This window comes from Sphingomonas benefaciens (assembly GCF_052907485.1).
This window is the reverse complement of record NZ_JBREIC010000003.1, coordinates 82405-100380: the sequence shown is the minus strand read 5'-3', so window position 1 is coordinate 100380 and position 17976 is coordinate 82405. Positions and strand designations below refer to the sequence as shown.

The window sequence follows — 17976 nt, the reverse complement described above, 5'->3', positions numbered from 1 at the left end:
TCCTCGCCGGGCGGCTAGCGCCGGCCGCGATAGGCCGGCAGGCCGAGATGCCAGTGGATCGCCGCGGCGCGCAACGCGAAGCCCGCCGCCGCGGCGATGCCCGCGGCGACCGCGCGCGGCACGCCGAGGAGATCGAGCAGGACATAGCTCGCCGAGGCCAGCGCGGCGGCGGTGACATAGAGCTCCGGCCGCATCAGGATCGACGGCTCGCCTGCCAGCACGTCGCGGATGATGCCGCCGACGCAGGCGGTGACCACGCCCATCACCGCGGCGGGCACCGGCGGGATGCCATAGCCCAGCGCCTTGGCGGCGCCGTAGACGGCATAGGCGGCGAGGCCGATCGCGTCGAACCAGGCGAGCGCGTCGTCGCGCCACCAGCGTTCCGGCGTCACCCAGATCAGCGCGGATACCGCCAGGCATACCGTCGGCACGCGGGCATCGTGGACCCAGAAGACCGGTGCGCCGATCAACAGGTCGCGCACCGTCCCGCCGCCGACGCCGGTGATCAGGCCGAAGAAGGCGAGCGTCACCGCGGTCTGCCCCCGCTTCGCCGCGGCGAGCGCGCCCGAGGCGGCGAACACGCCGAGGCCGGCGATGTCGAACCAGGGCGCGAAGGCGGGCAGCAGCAGGGCGGTCGGCGTCAGCATCGCGACAGCGGTTAGCCCAGCCGCGGACATCGGCAAATGGTCATCCGACCCTGCCGCCGATGGCGATGATGAAGACGACGACGACGGCGGCGGCGGCGGCGATCAGAAGCGGTGGCCGATCACCAGATTGACCATCGGATTGATCGGGCTGCCGATCTGGTTGCGGTCGGCGCGGGTCTGGCGCGCGACATTGGCGACGTCGTTATAGGCGCGGCCCTGCATCGCCCCGACTTCGACCCCGACGCTGGTGTCGGTGTCGATGCGGTCGGTATAGCCCATCGTTACCGCGGGCGCGCGACGCATGCTGGTCTTCATCCCCGGCAGGTTGAGCCGGCGCTGGCTGGGCAGCAGGCCGCGCATCGCTACGTCGGACGGGCCGAGCGCGCGCGGATTGAACACGCGCGTGCCGGCCGACAGGTGAAAGCCGTGATCGCCGGCGGGGAAGAAGTCGACCATCTGGCCGGTGATCCGCGAGTGGACCCGGTCGCGCGCGCTGCCGCCGCTATTCTCGACGGTGACGCGCATCGACAGCGTGCGGCTGAGGCGGGCGTTGCGTTCGACCCGGCCGCCCACCGCATTGGGCACCAGCGACAGATTGAGCGCGCCGCGCGCTGTGGGCGCCGGCGCCGGCAGGATGGTGGGCAGCGGCGTCGATGCCGTCGTCGGCGCGACCTGCGCCCCGGCCGCCCCGGCCGTGCCCCCGACGATCAGCCCCGCGATCCACCCCAAGCGCCGCATGTGCTCTCCCAGCCACAGCGTTGAATTCCCCGCTCCTCGTCCCCACGAGGAGCATTGTGCTGCATATCATCAGACGGCGCGGCGGCGATCAAGGCACAATTGCGGCAAGGATAAGATGCGACGAACCGTTTCGAAACGTCGCCGACATGTTGCATCCGGGAAATGCTGGTCAAGGATGAGGGAGGACGCTAAGGCCGCCGCCTTCCCTTCTATCAGATCAGAGCTCCACTCATGGGTTTCCGCTGCGGCATCGTGGGCCTGCCCAACGTCGGCAAGTCCACCCTCTTCAACGCGCTGACCGAAACGGCCGCGGCGCAGGCGGCGAACTATCCGTTCTGCACGATCGAGCCCAACGTCGGCAACGTCGCGGTGCCCGACCCGCGGCTGTACGAGCTGGCGCGGATCGCCGGATCGGCCAAGATCATCGAGACGCAGCTCGCCTTCGTCGACATCGCCGGACTGGTCCGCGGCGCGTCGAAAGGCGAGGGCCTGGGCAACCAGTTCCTCGGCAACATCCGCGAGGTCGACGCGATCGTCCACGTGCTGCGCTGTTTCGAAGACGGCGACGTGACGCATGTCGAGGGCAAGGTCGATCCGATTGCCGATGCCGAGACGGTCGAGACCGAGTTGATGCTGTCCGACCTGGAAAGCCTGGAGAAGCGCGTCCCCGCCCTGATCAAGAAGGGGCAGCAGGGCGACAAGGAGGCGAAGATCGGCGCCGCGGTGCTCGGCCAGGCGCTCGAGCTGTTGCGCGAGGGCAAGCCGGCGCGGCTGACCCAGCCCAAGGATGCCGAAGAGGAGCGCGTCTTCGCGCAGGCGCAGCTGATCACCGCCAAGCCGGTGCTCTATGTCTGCAACGTCGAGGAAGCGAATGCCGCGACCGGCAATGCCCATTCGGCACGCGTGTTCGAGAAGGCGGCGGCCGAAGGCGCGGAGGCGGTCGTCGTCTCCGCAGCGATCGAGGCCGACATCGCGACCATGGCGGCGGAGGATCGCGGCGAGTTCCTGAACGAGCTGGGCCTGACCGAGACGGGCCTCGGCCGCGTCATCCGCGCCGGCTACAAGCTGCTCCACCTGCTCACCTTCTTCACCGTCGGGCCGAAGGAGGCGCGCGCCTGGACCGTCCATGCCGGCGCCAAGGCGCCGCAGGCGGCCGGCGAGATTCACACCGACTTCGAGCGCGGCTTCATCCGGGCCGAGACGATCGCCTATGACGACTACGTCAAGTTCAACGGCGAAGCCGGCGCGCGCGACGCCGGCAAGCTGCGCCAGGAAGGCAAGGACTACGTCGTCCATGATGGCGACGTGATGCTGTTCCGCTTCAACGTGTGAGGCGGTGACGGCGGCGGCGGGACGGGATAGCATGAGGACATGCTGATTCTGCTCGCGCTTGCCGCCCAAGGCACCGACACCGCCCCCGCCCCCCTGTCCGACCCGGCGACCTGGTTTCCCGCCAGCGCCTATCCGGCGGATGGGCCCCGCGATGCCGGCCCGGTGTCGGCGTCGCTGGCGATCGACCCGATGGGCCGCATCATCGGCTGTCGCATCGTCAAAACGAGCGGCGTCGCGACGGTCGATCGCGCGACCTGCGAATGGGCGCATCGCAACGTCCGCTTCGCCCCGGCCCGTCGTGCCGGCCAGCCGGTTGCGGGCACCTACGATCTCGATGCGATCCACTGGACGACGGCGCGCTGACATCGCGATCGGCCGGCGTCAGCCGGCTGATCTGACCAGCGGCGTCGCTGCTATGCGGCAATTCGTCCGCCGCGCGATCGGCGGGATCACCGCCCCTGCCTGGGATCCGGCAGCATTTCTCGGCGCGTGACGCCGCGCGCGATCCGGGGTACCATCCACCTGTGCTGATCCGCCTGATCCTCGCGCTCTTGCTGGCCGCTTTCACGCTGCCGAATGCGGCGGCCGCGGCCTGTCACGACACGTTGGCGCCCGGGGCGGCGGCGCATGCGATGCCGATGTCGCACCCGGCGCCGCGGCAGGAGGCGGTGGCGGTCCATGGCTGTATCGGCTGCATCCCGCCGAGCGATTGGTGGCGGGCGCCGATCGTTGCGCCGGTGCCGGCGCCGCAGCCGCTGCTCGCCGCCACGATCCGCCCGCTCGATCTCGGCCGCGCCGCTCCGCCGGCGCTACCGCCGCCGCGCATCGCCTGAGAACGCAGGGGTCGACGCCCCTGCTTCCCCGTTCGAACGCGCGAAGAGAGATTCGATGACCAGCTATCTGTTGCTCGCGGCCCTGGCCGCGGGCCCGACTGTGCCGGCGACGGCGCAGGATCACGCCATGTCCGGCATGACGATGCCAATGCCACCGGCCAAGGACGCGGCGACGCCGCCCCCACCCCATTCCCATCAGGCTCATCCGACTGTGCGGCAAACGCCGCCGGGATCCACGGATCAAACGATGTCCGGTATGGACCAAGGGCAGATAGATCGAGGCGCCATGGCCCACGGCGCCATGACGATGCCCGCCTTCACCGCTCCCGCCGCCTGGCAGGCGGCAGCCGTCGCCGCCTCTGCCAAGGCACCCGCCGGTGCGCCGCCGGCGACGATGACGATGGGCGCCGGCGGCGGCTGGTATCAGATGGGCAGCGGCACGGCGCGGCTGCCGGCGGGCGAAGGGCCGATGCGCGGCGCGATGATCCATGCCGGCGACTGGATGCTGATGGCGCACGGCTATGCCTGGGGCGTGGCGACCGAGCAGGGCGGCCCGCGCGGCGGCGGCGACGCCTTCGTCGGTTCGATGGCGATGCTGATGGCGGACCGCGACCTGGGCGATAGGCTCCACCTGCAGTTGCGGGCGATGGGCAGCCTGGAGCCGGCGATGGGGCCACAGGGCTATCGCAACCTGTTCGCCACCGGTGAGGTGGCGGACGGACGGCCGCTGGTCGATCGCCAGCATCCGCACGATCTGTTCATGGAGCTGTCGGCCCGGCTGGACGCGCGAATGGGCGGCGACGCCACCGCCTTCGTCTATGCCGCACCGGTCGGCGAACCGGCACTGGGACCGAGCGCCTTCATGCACCGTGCCTCGGCCCGCTATCTGCCGATGGCACCGATCACCCACCATTGGTTCGATTCGACGCACATCACCTATGGCGTGGTCACCGCCGGCTATGCCGGGCGGCGCGTGCAATTGGAGGCCTCCGCCTTCCGCGGGCGCGAGCCGGACGAGCATCGCTGGGACATCGAACGGCCGAAGCTCGATTCGTGGAGCGTGCGCGGCAGCTGGACGCCGTCGCCGTTCTGGGCGCTGCAACTCAGCCACGGCCGGCTGGACAGCCCGGAGGAGCAGCATCCCGGCGAGGACGAGGCGCGCACCACCGCCAGCATCGGCTATGCGCGCGGCGGGCTGGCGGTCACCGCCGCCTGGGCGCGCAAGCGGCGTCTGCCCGCCGATGGCACGGCCGGGCCCGTGCTCACCGCCTGGCTGGGCGAGGCGACGTGGGAGATCGACCGCCACCATGCGATCTTCGGCCGGATCGAGAATGTCGCCAACGACGAGCTGTTTCCCGCCCTGACCGACCCGCGCCACGATATCGCCTATCGCGTCACCAAGGCGGAGGGCGGCTATGCCTATCGACTGCCGATCGCCGGCCCGTTCGGGGTCGCGCTCGGCGGCACGGTGGCGGTCTATGGCCGGCCGCGGGCGATCGCCGATGCCTATGGCAGTCCGGTCAGTGGTACGCTGTTCGCCAAGCTGGCATTGGGACTGTAGCGCCCCGCCGGAACCGTCCGAAGGGGGGCGCTTTCCCCATCTACTCATAATGGCTAAGGCCCCGTGAACAGTTGGCTTTTCGGATGGTCCCGCCGTGAGAACGCTCCCCCTCGCCGCCCTGTTGCTCTCGCTGGCGGGATGCGGCCTGCCCGTCACCCCGCCGGCGCTGGCGCCCGCCTCCCGCCCCGCGCCGCCGGCCATGGCCGCGGTGCCGAACGCCCCGGCCGCCCGACCGGCCGGGACGACGATGGCGGCGGATGCGCCGGTCACCATCCTCGTGTCGATCGACGGCTTCCGGCCCGACTATCTGACGCGCGGCGTCACGCCCAATCTCAACCGGCTCGCCGCCGGCGGGGTCAGCGCCTCGATGCGGCCGTCCTTCCCCTCGGTCACCTTTCCCAACCACTGGACGCTGGTGACCGGCAAGGTGCCGGATCACAACGGCATCGTCTCCAACAAGATGGAGGATCCGCGGCGGCCGGGCCAGACCTTCACCATGGCGAACGACAATCCCTTCTGGTGGGACGAGGCGGAGCCGATCTGGGTCACCGCCGAGAAAGCGGGCGTGCGCACCGCGACGATGTTCTGGCCGGGCGCCAACGTCGGCTGGGGCGGCACGCCGTCGCCGCACGGCCACGGCCTGATCGACGGCGCGACCCGGCCGGAGGACTGGCAGCAATTCAACCAGGCGGTGACGCCGACCCAGCGGGTCGATGCGGTGATCGACTGGCTGCGCCGCCCCGCCGCGACGCGACCACGGTTCGTCACGCTCTATTTCGACACGGTCGATACCGCCGGCCATGCCAACGGCCCCTACGCACCGGAGACGACGCAGGCGGTGGCGACGATCGACGCGCAGATCGGCCGCCTGGTCGCCGGTCTCGCCGCGCTGCACCAGCGTGCCAATCTGGTGATCGTCGCCGATCACGGCATGGCCGCGACCGACACCGCCCGCGTCGTCGCGATGGATCGCATCGCCGATCCCGCCGACTATCGCCTGTTCGATACGGGACCGTTCGCGACGCTCTACCCCGTGCCGGGACACGAGGCGGCGCTGGCGGCGGCGCTGCTGAAGACACACGATCATCTGACCTGCTGGCGCAAGCAGGACATACCGGCCCGGCTGAACTACGGCACCAACCCGCGTATCCCGCCCTATGTCTGCCTGGCGGACGATGGCTGGCTGGTACTCAAGTCGGCGCCGACCGAGGCCGTTCACGGCGGCATGCACGGCTATGACAACCGCGCCCCCGACATGGCGGCCTTGTTCATCGCCAACGGCCCCGCCTTCGCCGCGGGGCAGCGGCTGGCGCCGTTCGACAACACATCGATCGCGCCGCTGCTGCGCGACCTGATCGGCCTGCCCGCCGGCATGGGGCTCGACGGCACCGACGCGCCGTTCCAGAAGGTGCTCAGACGATAGGAGCGGACGGCATATGCGCTATTTCGAGGATGTGGCGGTCGGCGACGTCGCCCGGTTCGGCGATTATGCGGTGACGCGCGACGAGGTGATCGACTTCGCGCGCAAATACGACCCCCAGCCTTTCCACCTGTCCGACGAGGCTGCGGCGCAGACGCATTTCGGCCGGCTCGCCGCAAGCGGCTGGCACACGTGCGCGATGACCATGGCGATGCTGGTCGCGCATATGCACGAGGAGGGCCATGCCAGCCTGGGATCGCCGGGGATCGACGAACTGCGCTGGCTGCGCCCCGTCTATCCCGGCGACCGGCTGCGGTGCGAGACCGAGGTGCTCGACACGCGGCCGTCGGCGAGCCGTCCCGAGATGGGGATCGTGCGGAGCCGGATGCGCGTTCTCAACCAGGACGATGTGGTCGTGATGACCTTCGAGTCCAACGGCATGATGCGCACCCGGCCGGCGCAGGGCTGACCGTCAGCGGCGGCCATGCCAGCCGCCATGGCCGCCACCGCCGCGGTTGCCGCCGCCCCAGCCGCGACCGCCGCCGCCCCAGTTCCGCCCGCCGCCGGTGCCGCGTGGCGTCACCGTTCCCGGCGTCGTCGCCTGGGGCTGTGCCTGCGGGGTGCCGGAGAAATTGCGGCGCCCGTCCCAGCCGCCGGGCCGCCCACCATTCCAGCCGCGGCCGTCGCCGCCCGGCCGGCCATTGAAGCCGCGCCAGTCGCTCTGGAAATTGCGATCGCCGCGCCATTGGCCGCGACGGCCCTCCCAATAGCGGCGCTGGCCATCGTTCCAGCGATAGGGGCGACGGTAGCGGTCGTAGACGTAGACGCCGGTGCCGGGATAATAATAGTCGCCGTACCAGCCATAGTAGCTCGGATAGCCGTATCCGTAGCCGCCATAGCCGTACGGATCGCCGTAGCCGTCGTAATAGCCGGTGCCATAGCCGACGGAGACGCCGCTATAGCCATAGCCGTCGGTGCAGGCGGCGGTGCCGAGGCCGGCGCCGAGGATCAGGCCGAGGAGGCCGAGACGCTTGAGGATCATGATGCTCTCCCAATACGCGGGCGCGAGCTGAATGGCCGATACGCGCCGATCGTCGTAAAACGAGGGCGGATCATCGCTGGTTCCGGCTGAATGGTTACTGAAGCGTTGCAGATCGGGACGCGACCGTGCGCCCTCAGTGGCCGGGGAAGGCGAACAGCGCGTCGACGCGCACGCCGTCCGCGGCCAGCGCCGCGGCGCCGCCGAGATCGGGCAGGTCGATGACGAACTGCGCCTGCTCGACCGATGCCCCGGCCTTGCGCAACAGCCGGATCGCCGCACGCGCGGTGCCGCCGGTGGCGATCAGATCGTCGACCAGCAGCACACGCTGGCCCGGCACCAGCGCATCCTCGTGCATCGCGATCCGGTCCTGGCCATATTCCAGCGCATAATCCTCGGCGATGGTGGCGCCGGGCAGCTTGCCGTCCTTGCGGATCAGCAGCACGCCGGCCTCGAGCGGCACCGCCAGCGCGGCGGCGAACAGGAAACCGCGCGCCTCGATCCCGGCGACGAGGTCGACCGGGCCGAGCGTGGCCGCTGCCATCCGCTTGACCGTCTCGGCGAGACCGTGCGGGTCGAGCAGCAAGGTGGTGATGTCGCGGAACTGGATGCCGGGCTTGGGGAAGTCCGGGATGGTGCGGATCAGCGCCTTGAGGTCGTCGTTCATGGCCGCCGCTGTCGCGTGCGGCGATGGCCGGGTCAATGGGGGTGGCGGCGCCCGCCCTTTCCTTCGTCATCCCGGCGCACGCCGGGACCCATGGTTACGGGCGGCCGGTGGTGTCGCGCCATCGCTTCGCCATCGTATCCATGGGTCCCGGCATGCGCCGGGATGACGACAAAGGGATGGCCGACCTGTCCAAAACAAAAGGGCGGGCGACGCTGTCCGCGCCCCCCGCCCCTTGCATCCATCCGCCCGTCAGGCGGCCGGCATCAATGTTTCACGTCGCGCCAGACGTTCTGATAGGCACCCCAGGCCAGCACGATGAAGATGCCGATGAAGATGATCGCGGCCAGGCCGGCGGCGTGGCGTGCCTCGAGGTTCGGCTCGGCGGTCCAGGTCAGGAAGGCGGCGACGTCGCGCGCCATCTGGTCCTTGGTCGCCTTGGTGCCGTCCGAATAGGTCACCTGGCCGTCCTGGGTCAGCGGCGGCGGCATCGCGATGTTGAGGTTCGCGAAATAGGGGTTGTAGTGCAGCCCCTTGGGCGTCGTGAAATCCGGGAATTCGCGCTTCAGCGCAGGCGACGGCGTGGCATAGCCGGTGATCAGGGCATGGACGTAATTCGGCCCATCCTCCCGCGCCTTGGTCATCAGCGACAGGTCGGGCGGCAGCGCATTGTTGTTCGCGGCGCGCGCGGCGACCTCATTGGCGAAGGGCGACGGGAAACGATCCGACGGCAGGTTCTTGCGCGTCGCGGGCTCGCCCGTCTCCGCATTCACGCTCGGCTGTTCGATCTGCCACTGGTTGGCGATCGCCTTCACCTCGGCTTCCGAATAACCGATCTTGGTGAGATCGCGGAAGGAGACGAACTTCAGGCTGTGGCAGGCCGAGCAGACCTCCTTGTAGACCTGGAAGCCGCGCTGCAGCTGGCGGTTGTCGAACTTCCCGAACAAGCCGGCGGACGGCAGGTGGATGTTCTCCGGATGCAGGTGGAAGACCTTTTCGGGGCCTTCCTTGGCCGGTTCGGTGATCGCGGTCTTGACCGTGCCGAACAGCGCGATCGCCAGCACGAAGACGAACGCCGCGCCGACCAGGGATGAAATGAGACGGACCATGTGTTCTGTTCCCCCTGGGCCGGATCAGGCCTGCGCCGCGCTGTGCGCGATGCTGGTGCCGCCGTGCTTCGCCAGCACCGCCTCGGTGATCGAATTGGGCAGCGGGCGCGGGCGTTCCGAACGGGCGACCCACGGCAGGATGATGAGGAAGTGCGCGAAATAATAGGCCGCGGCGATCTGCCCCATGATGACGTTGCGCGCGATCGGCTCGGCGCCGCCGACATAGCCGAGCACCAGTACGTCGAGCAGCAGGATGCCGAGGAAGATGCGGTATTTCGGGCGGTAGTTGGCCGACCGCACCGGCGACGAATCGAGCCACGGCAGGAAGAACAGCAGCAGGATCGAACCGAACATCGCCAGCACGCCCCACAGCTTGGCCGGCAGGATGAAGTCGGCGGTGAAGCTCTTGAGGATCGCGTAGAACGGCAGGAAGTACCATTCGGGCACGATATGCGCCGGGGTCGAGAGCGGGTTCGCCTCGATGTAATTGTCCGGGTGGCCGAGCAGGTTCGGGCTGAAGAAGATGAACAGCGCGAAGATCAGCAGGAAGACGCCGAGTCCGAAGCCGTCCTTCGCGGTGTAATAGGGGTGGAAGGGCACGGTGTCCTGCTCGTCCTTCACCTCGACGCCGGTCGGATTGTTCGAGCCGGGGATGTGCAGCGCCCAGATGTGCAGCATGATCACGCCCGCGATCACGAACGGCAGCAGATAGTGGAGCGAGAAGAAGCGGTTGAGCGCGGCGTTGTCCGGCGCGAAGCCGCCCAGCAGCCAGACGCGGATCGTCTCGCCGACCAGCGGGATCGCCGAGAAGAAGCCGGTGATCACCTGCGCCCCCCAGAAGCTCATCTGGCCCCAGGGAAGGACATAGCCCATGAACGCGGTCGCCATCATCAGCAGGAAGATGACGACGCCGAGCAGCCACACCATCTCGCGCGGCGCCTTGTACGAGCCGTAGTAAAGGCCGCGGCCGATGTGGATGTAGACGACGGCGAGGAACATCGACGCGCCGTTGGCGTGCGCATAGCGCAGGAACCAGCCGGCGTTGACGTCGCGCATGATGCTTTCGACCGAGCCGAAGGCGACGCCGGCATTGGCGGCATAATGCATCGCCAGCACGATGCCGGTGACGATCTGGATCGCCAGCGCGGCGCCGGCGAGCACGCCGAAGTTCCAGAAATAATTGAGGTTGCGCGGCACCGGATAGCCCGCACCGACGGCATTGTAGACGAGGCGCGGCAGCGGCAGCTTCTCGTCCAGCCAGCGCATCAGCGGCTGTTTCGGTTCGTAATGCTTGGCCCAGGGGAAGCTCATGTCTCGGTTCTCCCTCAGCTGGCCGCGCCGACCGTGACGGTCGTGTCGGTGTCGAATTTATAATCGGGCACGACGAGGTTCTTGGGCGCCGGTCCCTGACGGATGCGCGCCGCGGTGTCATAGGCCGAACCGTGGCACGGGCAGAAATAGCCGCCGAACGGGCCGCGGTTCTCGCCTTCGCCCGCGCCCAGCGGCACGCAGCCGAGATGGGTGCAGACGCCCAGCGTGATCAGCCAATTCTCCTTGCCCGCCTTGGTCCGCTCGGCGAGCGTCTGCGGGTCGCGCAGCGTCTTGATGTCGACCTTATTCGCCTCGGCGATTTCCGCGGGCGTCAGGTTGCGCACGAACAGCGGCTGCTTGCGGAACTGCGCCTTGATCGCCTGGCCGGGCGCGATCTTCGAAATGTCGATCTCGGTCGTCGACTGGGCGAGCACGTCGGCCGACGGGTTCATCTGGTTGATCAGCGGCAGGACGATCGCGACGGCGCCGACACCGGCGAAGGACACGGCGGCGATGTTGATGAAGTCGCGGCGACGGGGATCGGCGACCTCCTCGTGGAACGGCTCCGGCGATTCACCGGGAGGCACCATGCTGTCAGTCGCCATGCGTCTCTCACCCTAACCGTCTTTATTGCGGAGAAGTCATCCCTGCTGTTCCGTGCGGAACCCGCGGAAGTGATGCCCCCGTCCGTGCCTTGCCATCCCCTTGGCAGGCCGATCGGGTGATAGACGGCGCGTGCGCGCTTTGCCAACAGGCTTTTTGCGCGAACCGCCGGTGGCAGGCGCCGCATCTCCGTCGGGACGGTTCCGGCCGGCGGCGATTCGTCCTATCGCGGCGCGATGCGCATCGCCCTGTTCGAACCCGATATCGCCGGCAATGTCGGCACGTTGATCCGGCTCGGCGCCTGCATGGGGATCGGCATCGACCTGATCGAACCGATGGGCTTTCCGTTCGGCGATCGGGCGATGGCGCGCGCCGGGATGGACTATGTCGCCCAGGCGGAGGTGCGCCGCCACGCCGACTTCCCGGCCTTTATCGCCGCCGCGGCGGGACGGATCGTCTTGCTGACCACGGCCGGGGCGACGCCGCTGCCGGCGATGGCCTTCCTGCCCGACGACATATTGCTGCTGGGCAGCGAGGGCGCCGGCGTTCCCCCGCACGTCCATGCCCGCGCCGATGCGCGCGTGCGCGTGCCGATGCGCGCAGGCGTGCGTTCGCTCAACGTCGCGATCGCCGGCGCCATCGTGCTGGGCGAGGCGCTGCGCCAGACCAATAGCTGGCCGAGCCCCGACAACTTTCCGACAAGCATCTGATAATCAATGTAAATCAAAACGATCGCGATGCATTGGCGCTAGCAGCGGTAGACCGTCCGTCCGGAACCGCACACTTGCTCGATCACCTGCCGACCCATCGCCTCCACGAATTCGCCACGCTCACCCCCGGCGAGGTGGAGCAAATCCGCGCGCTCGGCGAGCCGCCGGTCCGTCTGCCGCGGCATGGCATCGTCCGCCGCGAAGGTGAGCCGGCGCATGCCCTGTGGCTGCTGATCGACGGATGGGTCGCCTCCTCGATGCTGTTGCCCGACGGCGAACGGCAGATCGTCAAATTGCACCTGCCTGGTGACATGCTCGGTACCGCGAGCCTCAGCCTGACCCACGCCGCCGACACGCTGACGGCGCTGACCGCGATCACGATCAGCCGCGTGCCCGCCGCCGCATTCGGCCAGTTGTTCATGGCGAACCCGCGCTTTGCCGCCTGCATGTTTCTCAGCGCGCAGCGCGAGCGGGTATCGCTGATGGACCGGCTGGCCGTGATCGGCCGCACCTCGGCGGTGCAGCGGCTGGCGGCGTTGCTGCTCGACCTCAGCACGCGGCTGGCGTCGGCGGGCGGCGCCTCGGCTGAGACGTTCGAGATGCCGGTGACGCAGGAACAGATCGGCGATTATCTGGGCCTGACCGGAGTCCATGTGAACCGGATGATCCGCCAGTTGGAGAGCGAGGGCGTTATCGTCCGTACCCGGCAGCGCATCACCATCGCGGATCCGGACCGGCTGCGGCGCATTGCCGCCGCCCATGATCGTGACGCAATGCGCGACCCCGAGTGGCTGGCGAGCGTTCCCCCCGTCGTGTAACCTTCTGCGCCGCCACCGCGGCTTCAATTCCCGCCGCCACTTGCCTAAAGCCCGGCCCATGATCGCACTCGACGAGCAGCAAATGGCCGCGCGCCAATGGTTCGAAGCCCTGCGGACGCGGATCTGCGCCGAGTTCGAGGCGATCGAGCGCGAGGCCGGATCCGACGCCGCCTTCGACTATATCGCCTGGGACCGGGCCGATCCGTCGGGCGAGCCCGGCGGCGGCGGCGTGCGCGGCGTGATGAAGGGCCGCGTCTTCGAGAAGGTCGGGGTCAACGTCTCTACCGTCGGCGGCACCTTCGACAGCGAGTTCGGCAAGACGATCCACGGCGCCGGTGACGATCCGCGCTTCTTCGCGACGGGCATCAGCCTGGTCGCGCACATGGCCAATCCGCATGTCCCGGCGGTCCATATGAACACCCGCTTCCTGGTAACCACCAAGCGCTGGTTCGGCGGCGGTGCCGACCTCAACCCACCGCTTCCCTATGCGGAGGACACCGAGGCATTCCATGCCACGCTGAAGACCGCCTGCGATGCGCATGATCCGGCCTATTATCCGCGCTTCAAGGCCTGGGCCGACGACTATTTCTACATTCCCCATCGCGGCGTGCATCGCGGCGTGGGCGGTATCTTCTACGATCATCTGGAAGGCGGGTTCGACGCCGATTTCGCCTTCACCCGTGCGGTCGGCGAGGCGTTCCTGGCGATCTATCCGCGCATCGTCCGCCGGCGCATGGGCCTGCCGTTCGATGCGGAGCAGTTGGCGACGCAGCGCGCCTGGCGGGGACGCTATGCCGAATTCAACCTCGTCTACGATCGCGGCACGCTGTTCGGGCTCAAGACCGGCGGCAACGTCGATGCGATTCTGATGAGCCTGCCGCCGGTCGCGACATGGGATTGACGCCGGTCGCGCCGGATCAGCTGGCGACGGTGGTGACCACGCTGGAGATGCCGGCACGGCCGCCGCTGCGCCCGCTTCCCACCTCGCCGCTGCGGCTGGTCGGCTGGCCGGCGCCCGATCCGGCCCGCTATCGCCTGCTGTTCGCGCGGGTCGGCGGCCCGTGGCTGTGGTATTCGCGGTTGGCGATGGATGATGCGACGCTGACCGCGACCATCCACGATCCGCGCGTGGCGGTGTTCGCGGCGGTCGATCCGCAGGGGATCGAGGTCGGCATGGTCGAGCTCGACTTTCGCGCCGCCGGGAGCTGCGAATTGTCCTATTTCGGGTTGGTGCCGGAGCTGGCCGGCAGGGGCCACGGCCGGTGGATGATGGCGGAGGCGATGGCTCGCGCCTGGCGACCCGGGATCGGCAAGGTGTGGGTGCATACCTGCACGCTGGACCATCCGTCCGCGCTCAATTTCTACCGCGCGCAAGGCTTCGTCGCGGTGTCGCGGACGATCGAGACCTTCCCCGATCCGCGTGCGCTCGGCCTGCTACCGGCGAGCGCGGCGCCGCACATCCCCTATCTGGCGACGGCCAGCCGGCGATAGGCGGCGACCGCGATCATCGCGCCGCCGAGTTGCGCGGCGGTGGCGACCGCCGCCGCAAGTGCATCGACCATCGCCACGGCGATCGGCTGCCCCTGCGCACCCTCACCGAGGTAGGTGGCGAACATCAGGAACGGCTGCCCCGCCAGCATCGCGGCGAGATAGAGGAAGGCAGTGGCGCCGAGCAGCGCGAGTTGCGCGCGGCGCGTCCGCCGCCACGAGCGGCCGACCGCGGCGAGCGCGCCGACCGGCGCCTCCGCGACCAGGATCGGTCCCGCGAGCAGGAACCGGCTCATCAGCCACAGGCCGGGCAGCAGCACCAGCCACAGGCCGGCGCCGGACGGAATGGCGACGACCAGCATCGCCAGCAGGAATCGGGGGAACAGCCGCAGCGTGCGCAGCAATCCCTGCCCGACCGTCGGCCGGGCGGGGTCAAGCAACAGCACGTAGAGCAGTGCGATGCCGAAATAGGTGGCGAGATAGGCCAGGGTGCAGCCGAGGCCGTAGTCGCCCATCCACCCGTCGACCGCGGTCATCCAGCTCTGCGCCCGCGCCTGCGCGTCGGCGATGGTCGCGTCGGGCATCGGGAAGGGCGCGACGAGCAGCACCAGCGCGTAACTGGGCACGAACAGGAACAGGCCCGCCGCGCGCAGCAGCAAATCGGCGTCGCGGCGGAACAAGGCCCAGGCGTCGGTCAGCAGGCCGGCGAAGCTCGGGCCGGCGGCAGGCGTCGTCATGCGGCGGGCCGGGCGCGGCGGACGAGCGCCACGTACAGTTGGGCGGTGAAGACGATGGCGATGACGCTGAACACCGTCGACACGGCCGCGCCGACGACCGCGACCAGGAAGGCGACGACATTGAGCGCCCCTGCCCCCAGCGCCAGCCGGAAGACGGTGCCGACCACCGCCTGCGCCGCCCAGGTCGCGATCAGCAGCACGATCCCCCAGAGCAGCAGCACGCCGACGATCCGCCAGGTATGGCGGCGGGTCAGCCGCCAGGCTTCGGCGATCGCGCCGAGACCGCGGCGTTCGTTGACCACCACGGCATAAAGCGGAACCAGCCGCGCACCGACGAACAGGATCACCAGTCCCAGCACCACCAGGTAGAGCGACAGGCCGATCGCCGTGCCTGGTGCCATGGTGACCGGCTGCGGCGCACCGGCGGGTGCGGTGAAGTCGAAGCCGGCTTGGATCGCGAGCACCGCCGGCGGCAACGCGAGCACGGTCAGCACCGCGACCAACAGCGCGGCAATCCCCAGCGCCGGCAGGAAACGCGCGGTGGCGAGATGGCGCGCGTCCGCCGCTTGCGTGGCCGGGTCGCTTGCTGCGGCAATCAGCGCCAATTGGCCCCACAGCGAGATCAGCGCGATGACGATGGCCAGCAGTCCGCCAACCAGCGCCGCAGCCGGCCCGGCCGCCGTGCCGGGCACCGGCGCCGTCGCCAGCGCCCACAAGGCGCGCAGCACCGCCGGCACGAACAGCGTCGGTATCGCGATGCCGGCAAGCATGCCGCCGCGCCCCGACAGCACCTCGGTGCTGCGGTCCCACACATTGCTCATCTTGACCATCACGCGTCCCCGCATTGCCTGCCCTGCCGCGCGGCCTAGCCTAAGCCGCGCGGCTTGACCATCGCACCGGCTTGCATCGCGTCGCATCGATCCCCATGCGTGACGGATCATGACCGACGACACGATGGCCGCCGGGCCCGCCGGCCTGCACGATATCGAATGGCGGGTGAGCCCCGGCCTGACCCCCTACGCCGAGGCGCTCGCCGAGATGGAGGCGCGGGCCACCGCGGTCGCCGCGGGCGAGGCGCGCGAACTGATCTGGCTGCTCGAGCATCCGCCCGTTTATACCGCCGGCACCAGCGCCGATCCGGCCGAGATGATCGACCCGCGCTTCCCAGTCCATGCCACCGGCCGAGGCGGCAAATATACCTATCACGGGCCGGGTCAGCGGATCGGCTACCTCGTCCTCGACCTCAACAAGCGCGGACGCGACGTGCGCTGCTTCGTCCACGGCGTCGAAGGCTGGGTAATCGCGGCGCTGGCGCAGCTCGGCGTCACCGCCTTCCGCGCGGAAGGCCGCGTCGGTATCTGGACGCGCGACGGGGCGGCGCCGGGCGAGCCGGAGGCGAAGATCGGTGCCATCGGCGTGCGCGTGCGGCGCTGGGTGACGCTGCACGGCTTCGCGGTCAACGTCGCGCCCGACTTGACCCATTTCGGCGGGATCGTGCCGTGCGGCCTGCCCGACTATCCGGTCACCAGCCTCGCCGCGCTCAACCGGCCTATCCCCATGGAAACCTTTGACGCCGCGCTGGCGTTGAGCGCCCGGTCGTTCCTCGAAACTCTTTCTTGTCCCCTATAAAACGAGGGTTGAGAGGCAGGCATTATACGACTAATGTCCACTGTGATTTGGGTATTAGGGGCCAGCAAGCCGTCCAAATCCTCTATCTAGGGAGCTTCCAATGCGTGCAATCATCTCCAAGGTCCTGACCGGCTCGCTGATCGCCGGCGCCGCGCTCGCCGTGTCGGCTTGCGGCCCGAAGACGGAGACCACCACCGAGAACACGATGGTCACCGACATGAACAGCACTGACGACATGGGCACCATGTCGGACAACATGACCGCCGTCGACGGTTCGATGAACGGTGGCATGATGGCCAACGACACGATGATGTCGAACGACACCATGATGTCGAACGACACGTCGGCGACCACGACCAACGCGATGTAATAACCCGCAAGGGTTCGTTACACGTACGAAACGGCCGTCCGGGCAACCGGGCGGCCTTTTCTATTGGTTCCACCGGCCACACTCGGCCTGACGACTGCGTCACCCGGTTCGTCGCCTCGGATCGTCGCAAATAGTAAATGGGGGATTGGGGAAACCTGCGGATTCCTGTATTTGGCGTGCCATAACAGACCCGCTTCGGGAGGAACCCTTAGTCATGATCCAGTTGCGTATCGCGCTGGCGGTCGGCGGCGCGGCACTGGCCGCGATGCTGGCGACGCCTGCTTCTGCCCAATTCTTCCTGCGCTCGCACGATTTCCGCACGGACACGCTGAAGGGCGATCCCACCGGGATCAGCGAAGCGCTGCCCGGCGCCACCGATGTCGAAAAGCGCGCGATCGTTGCGTGGAACATGCGTGCCGCGCTCAATGCCGCTGCGTTGCAGTGCCAGTTCGAACCGACGTTGCTGACCCCGCAGAACTACAATGCCATCCTGACCGATCATAAGGCGGAGCTGGACGGCGTGTGGACGACGCTGACCAAATATTTCGCGCGCAACAACAAGACGCCCAAGGCCGGGCTGGCCGCGCTCGACCAGTTCGGCACGCGCCTCTATTCCGGCTTCTCGGCAGTGCCGGGCAAGATCGGTTTCTGCCAGACGGCGAGCGTGCTGGGCCGTGACGCCACCTTCGTGCCGCGCGGCGGCTTCACCGATTTCGCCACCCAGCATCTGCCGGAACTGCGTGCCAGCCTGGTGCCTTATGGCGAGCAGCATTTCTCACGCATCCTCGGCCGGGACTATTCGTCCAAGCCGCGGTTCGACCCGATCTGCTGGAACAAGAAGGGCGATTGGGTGGTGAAGAAGTGCGGCGCCTTCAACTGGCCGCCCGCCGCCGTATCGACCAGCACGATCGCGACCAGTGCGGCCCCCGCCGCCGCGCAGACCGCGCTGCGCTGACGCCATGCCGCC

Annotated in this window: 22 protein-coding genes; 13 read left to right on the top strand and 9 right to left on the bottom strand. The window is 68.8% G+C overall.

The genetic code is table 11. The annotated features are described in order from the left end of the window. Nucleotides 1-14: 14 nt before the first annotated feature. Together ACU5AX_RS11615 and ACU5AX_RS11610 are read right to left on the bottom strand one after the other, a co-directional pair. Nucleotides 15-647, bottom strand: a complete 633-nt coding sequence (locus ACU5AX_RS11615) for a trimeric intracellular cation channel family protein (protein WP_198355038.1) — start codon at nucleotides 645-647, stop codon at nucleotides 15-17. A 102-nt stretch (nucleotides 648-749) separates the two neighbouring features. Beyond that, a complete protein-coding gene (locus tag ACU5AX_RS11610) occupies nucleotides 750-1385 on the bottom strand; it encodes a hypothetical protein (protein WP_446691044.1) in 636 nt (211 codons plus the stop codon). A 231-nt stretch (nucleotides 1386-1616) separates the two neighbouring features. Between ACU5AX_RS11610 and ychF the strand changes: the two genes are divergently transcribed. From ychF to ACU5AX_RS11580, 6 genes are all read left to right on the top strand, one after another. Beyond that, nucleotides 1617-2717 (top strand): redox-regulated ATPase YchF, encoded by a 1101-nt coding sequence (gene ychF, locus ACU5AX_RS11605; protein WP_198355034.1) that lies wholly within the window; start codon nucleotides 1617-1619, stop codon nucleotides 2715-2717. 39 nt (nucleotides 2718-2756) lie between these two features. Next, nucleotides 2757-3080, top strand: coding sequence for an energy transducer TonB (locus ACU5AX_RS11600; protein WP_446691043.1), 324 nt, complete (start codon nucleotides 2757-2759; stop codon nucleotides 3078-3080). Between the two features lie 161 nt (nucleotides 3081-3241). Further along, nucleotides 3242-3550, top strand: coding sequence for a hypothetical protein (locus tag ACU5AX_RS11595; protein WP_446691042.1), 309 nt, complete (start codon nucleotides 3242-3244; stop codon nucleotides 3548-3550). 286 nt (nucleotides 3551-3836) lie between these two features. Further along, the gene (locus ACU5AX_RS11590; RefSeq protein ID WP_446691041.1) at nucleotides 3837-5111 is read left to right on the top strand and encodes a hypothetical protein; all 1275 of its coding nucleotides are present in this window, start codon (nucleotides 3837-3839) and stop codon (nucleotides 5109-5111) included. A gap of 94 nt (nucleotides 5112-5205) precedes the next feature. Beyond that, nucleotides 5206-6534: an alkaline phosphatase family protein gene (locus ACU5AX_RS11585; protein ID WP_446691040.1), complete on the top strand. Its 1329-nt coding sequence runs from the start codon at nucleotides 5206-5208 to the stop codon at nucleotides 6532-6534. 13 nt (nucleotides 6535-6547) lie between these two features. Then, on the top strand, nucleotides 6548-7000 hold the full coding sequence (locus tag ACU5AX_RS11580) for a MaoC family dehydratase (RefSeq protein ID WP_198355030.1): 453 nt from the start codon (nucleotides 6548-6550) through the stop codon (nucleotides 6998-7000). A 3-nt stretch (nucleotides 7001-7003) separates the two neighbouring features. On the opposite strand, the gene ACU5AX_RS11575 is transcribed toward ACU5AX_RS11580, so the two are convergent. The 5 genes from ACU5AX_RS11575 to petA all read right to left on the bottom strand — a co-directional run bounded on the left by ACU5AX_RS11575 (nucleotide 7004) and on the right by petA (nucleotide 11244). Then, nucleotides 7004-7573: a hypothetical protein gene (locus tag ACU5AX_RS11575; RefSeq protein WP_198355029.1), complete on the bottom strand. Its 570-nt coding sequence runs from the start codon at nucleotides 7571-7573 to the stop codon at nucleotides 7004-7006. Nucleotides 7574-7706: 133 nt separating this feature from the next. Beyond that, entirely contained in the window at nucleotides 7707-8237 is a 531-nt protein-coding gene (locus ACU5AX_RS11570; RefSeq protein ID WP_446691039.1) for an adenine phosphoribosyltransferase, read from the bottom strand. 263 nt (nucleotides 8238-8500) lie between these two features. Continuing rightward, entirely contained in the window at nucleotides 8501-9343 is an 843-nt protein-coding gene (locus tag ACU5AX_RS11565) for a cytochrome c1 (protein WP_198355027.1), read from the bottom strand. Between the two features lie 24 nt (nucleotides 9344-9367). Further along, nucleotides 9368-10654, bottom strand: a complete 1287-nt coding sequence (locus ACU5AX_RS11560) for a cytochrome b (RefSeq protein ID WP_198355025.1) — start codon at nucleotides 10652-10654, stop codon at nucleotides 9368-9370. Nucleotides 10655-10668: 14 nt separating this feature from the next. Next, on the bottom strand, nucleotides 10669-11244 hold the full coding sequence (gene petA / locus ACU5AX_RS11555; RefSeq protein WP_198355199.1) for a ubiquinol-cytochrome c reductase iron-sulfur subunit: 576 nt from the start codon (nucleotides 11242-11244) through the stop codon (nucleotides 10669-10671). Nucleotides 11245-11493: 249 nt separating this feature from the next. Here petA and ACU5AX_RS11550 point away from each other — a divergent pair, with 249 nt between their 5' ends. The 4 genes from ACU5AX_RS11550 (at nucleotide 11494) to ACU5AX_RS11535 (ending at nucleotide 14276) form a co-directional block, all read left to right on the top strand. After that, nucleotides 11494-11967 carry a tRNA (cytidine(34)-2'-O)-methyltransferase gene (locus tag ACU5AX_RS11550; protein WP_446691038.1) on the top strand — a complete coding sequence of 158 codons (474 nt, stop codon included), beginning with the start codon at nucleotides 11494-11496 and terminating at the stop codon, nucleotides 11965-11967. 74 nt (nucleotides 11968-12041) lie between these two features. Further along, entirely contained in the window at nucleotides 12042-12785 is a 744-nt protein-coding gene (locus ACU5AX_RS11545; protein ID WP_446691037.1) for a Crp/Fnr family transcriptional regulator, read from the top strand. A gap of 58 nt (nucleotides 12786-12843) precedes the next feature. Next, entirely contained in the window at nucleotides 12844-13686 is an 843-nt protein-coding gene (gene hemF, locus ACU5AX_RS11540; protein WP_446691036.1) for an oxygen-dependent coproporphyrinogen oxidase, read from the top strand. Beyond that, entirely contained in the window at nucleotides 13677-14276 is a 600-nt protein-coding gene (locus ACU5AX_RS11535; protein WP_446691035.1) for a GNAT family N-acetyltransferase, read from the top strand. The genes hemF and ACU5AX_RS11535 overlap by 10 nt, the downstream gene beginning before the upstream one ends. Here ACU5AX_RS11535 and ACU5AX_RS11530 read toward each other — a convergent pair. Together ACU5AX_RS11530 and ACU5AX_RS11525 are read right to left on the bottom strand one after the other, a co-directional pair. Further along, complete coding sequence (locus tag ACU5AX_RS11530) at nucleotides 14249-15010, bottom strand: hypothetical protein (RefSeq protein ID WP_446691034.1); 762 nt, start codon at nucleotides 15008-15010, stop codon at nucleotides 14249-14251. The two genes, ACU5AX_RS11535 and ACU5AX_RS11530, sit on opposite strands and share 28 nt — an antisense overlap. Beyond that, nucleotides 15007-15840: a DUF7847 domain-containing protein gene (locus ACU5AX_RS11525; protein ID WP_446691330.1), complete on the bottom strand. Its 834-nt coding sequence runs from the start codon at nucleotides 15838-15840 to the stop codon at nucleotides 15007-15009. Before ACU5AX_RS11525 ends, ACU5AX_RS11530 begins: the two co-directional genes overlap by 4 nt. Before the next feature lie 109 nt (nucleotides 15841-15949). On the opposite strand from ACU5AX_RS11525, the gene lipB reads away from it, so the two are divergent. The 3 genes from lipB to ACU5AX_RS11510 all read left to right on the top strand — a co-directional run bounded on the left by lipB (nucleotide 15950) and on the right by ACU5AX_RS11510 (nucleotide 17964). Then, nucleotides 15950-16639: a lipoyl(octanoyl) transferase LipB gene (gene lipB, locus ACU5AX_RS11520; RefSeq protein WP_446691033.1), complete on the top strand. Its 690-nt coding sequence runs from the start codon at nucleotides 15950-15952 to the stop codon at nucleotides 16637-16639. A 100-nt stretch (nucleotides 16640-16739) separates the two neighbouring features. Further along, nucleotides 16740-17009 (top strand): hypothetical protein, encoded by a 270-nt coding sequence (locus tag ACU5AX_RS11515; RefSeq protein ID WP_198355016.1) that lies wholly within the window; start codon nucleotides 16740-16742, stop codon nucleotides 17007-17009. Nucleotides 17010-17223: 214 nt separating this feature from the next. Continuing rightward, on the top strand, nucleotides 17224-17964 hold the full coding sequence (locus tag ACU5AX_RS11510) for a hypothetical protein (protein ID WP_446691032.1): 741 nt from the start codon (nucleotides 17224-17226) through the stop codon (nucleotides 17962-17964). Nucleotides 17965-17976 lie beyond the last annotated feature (12 nt).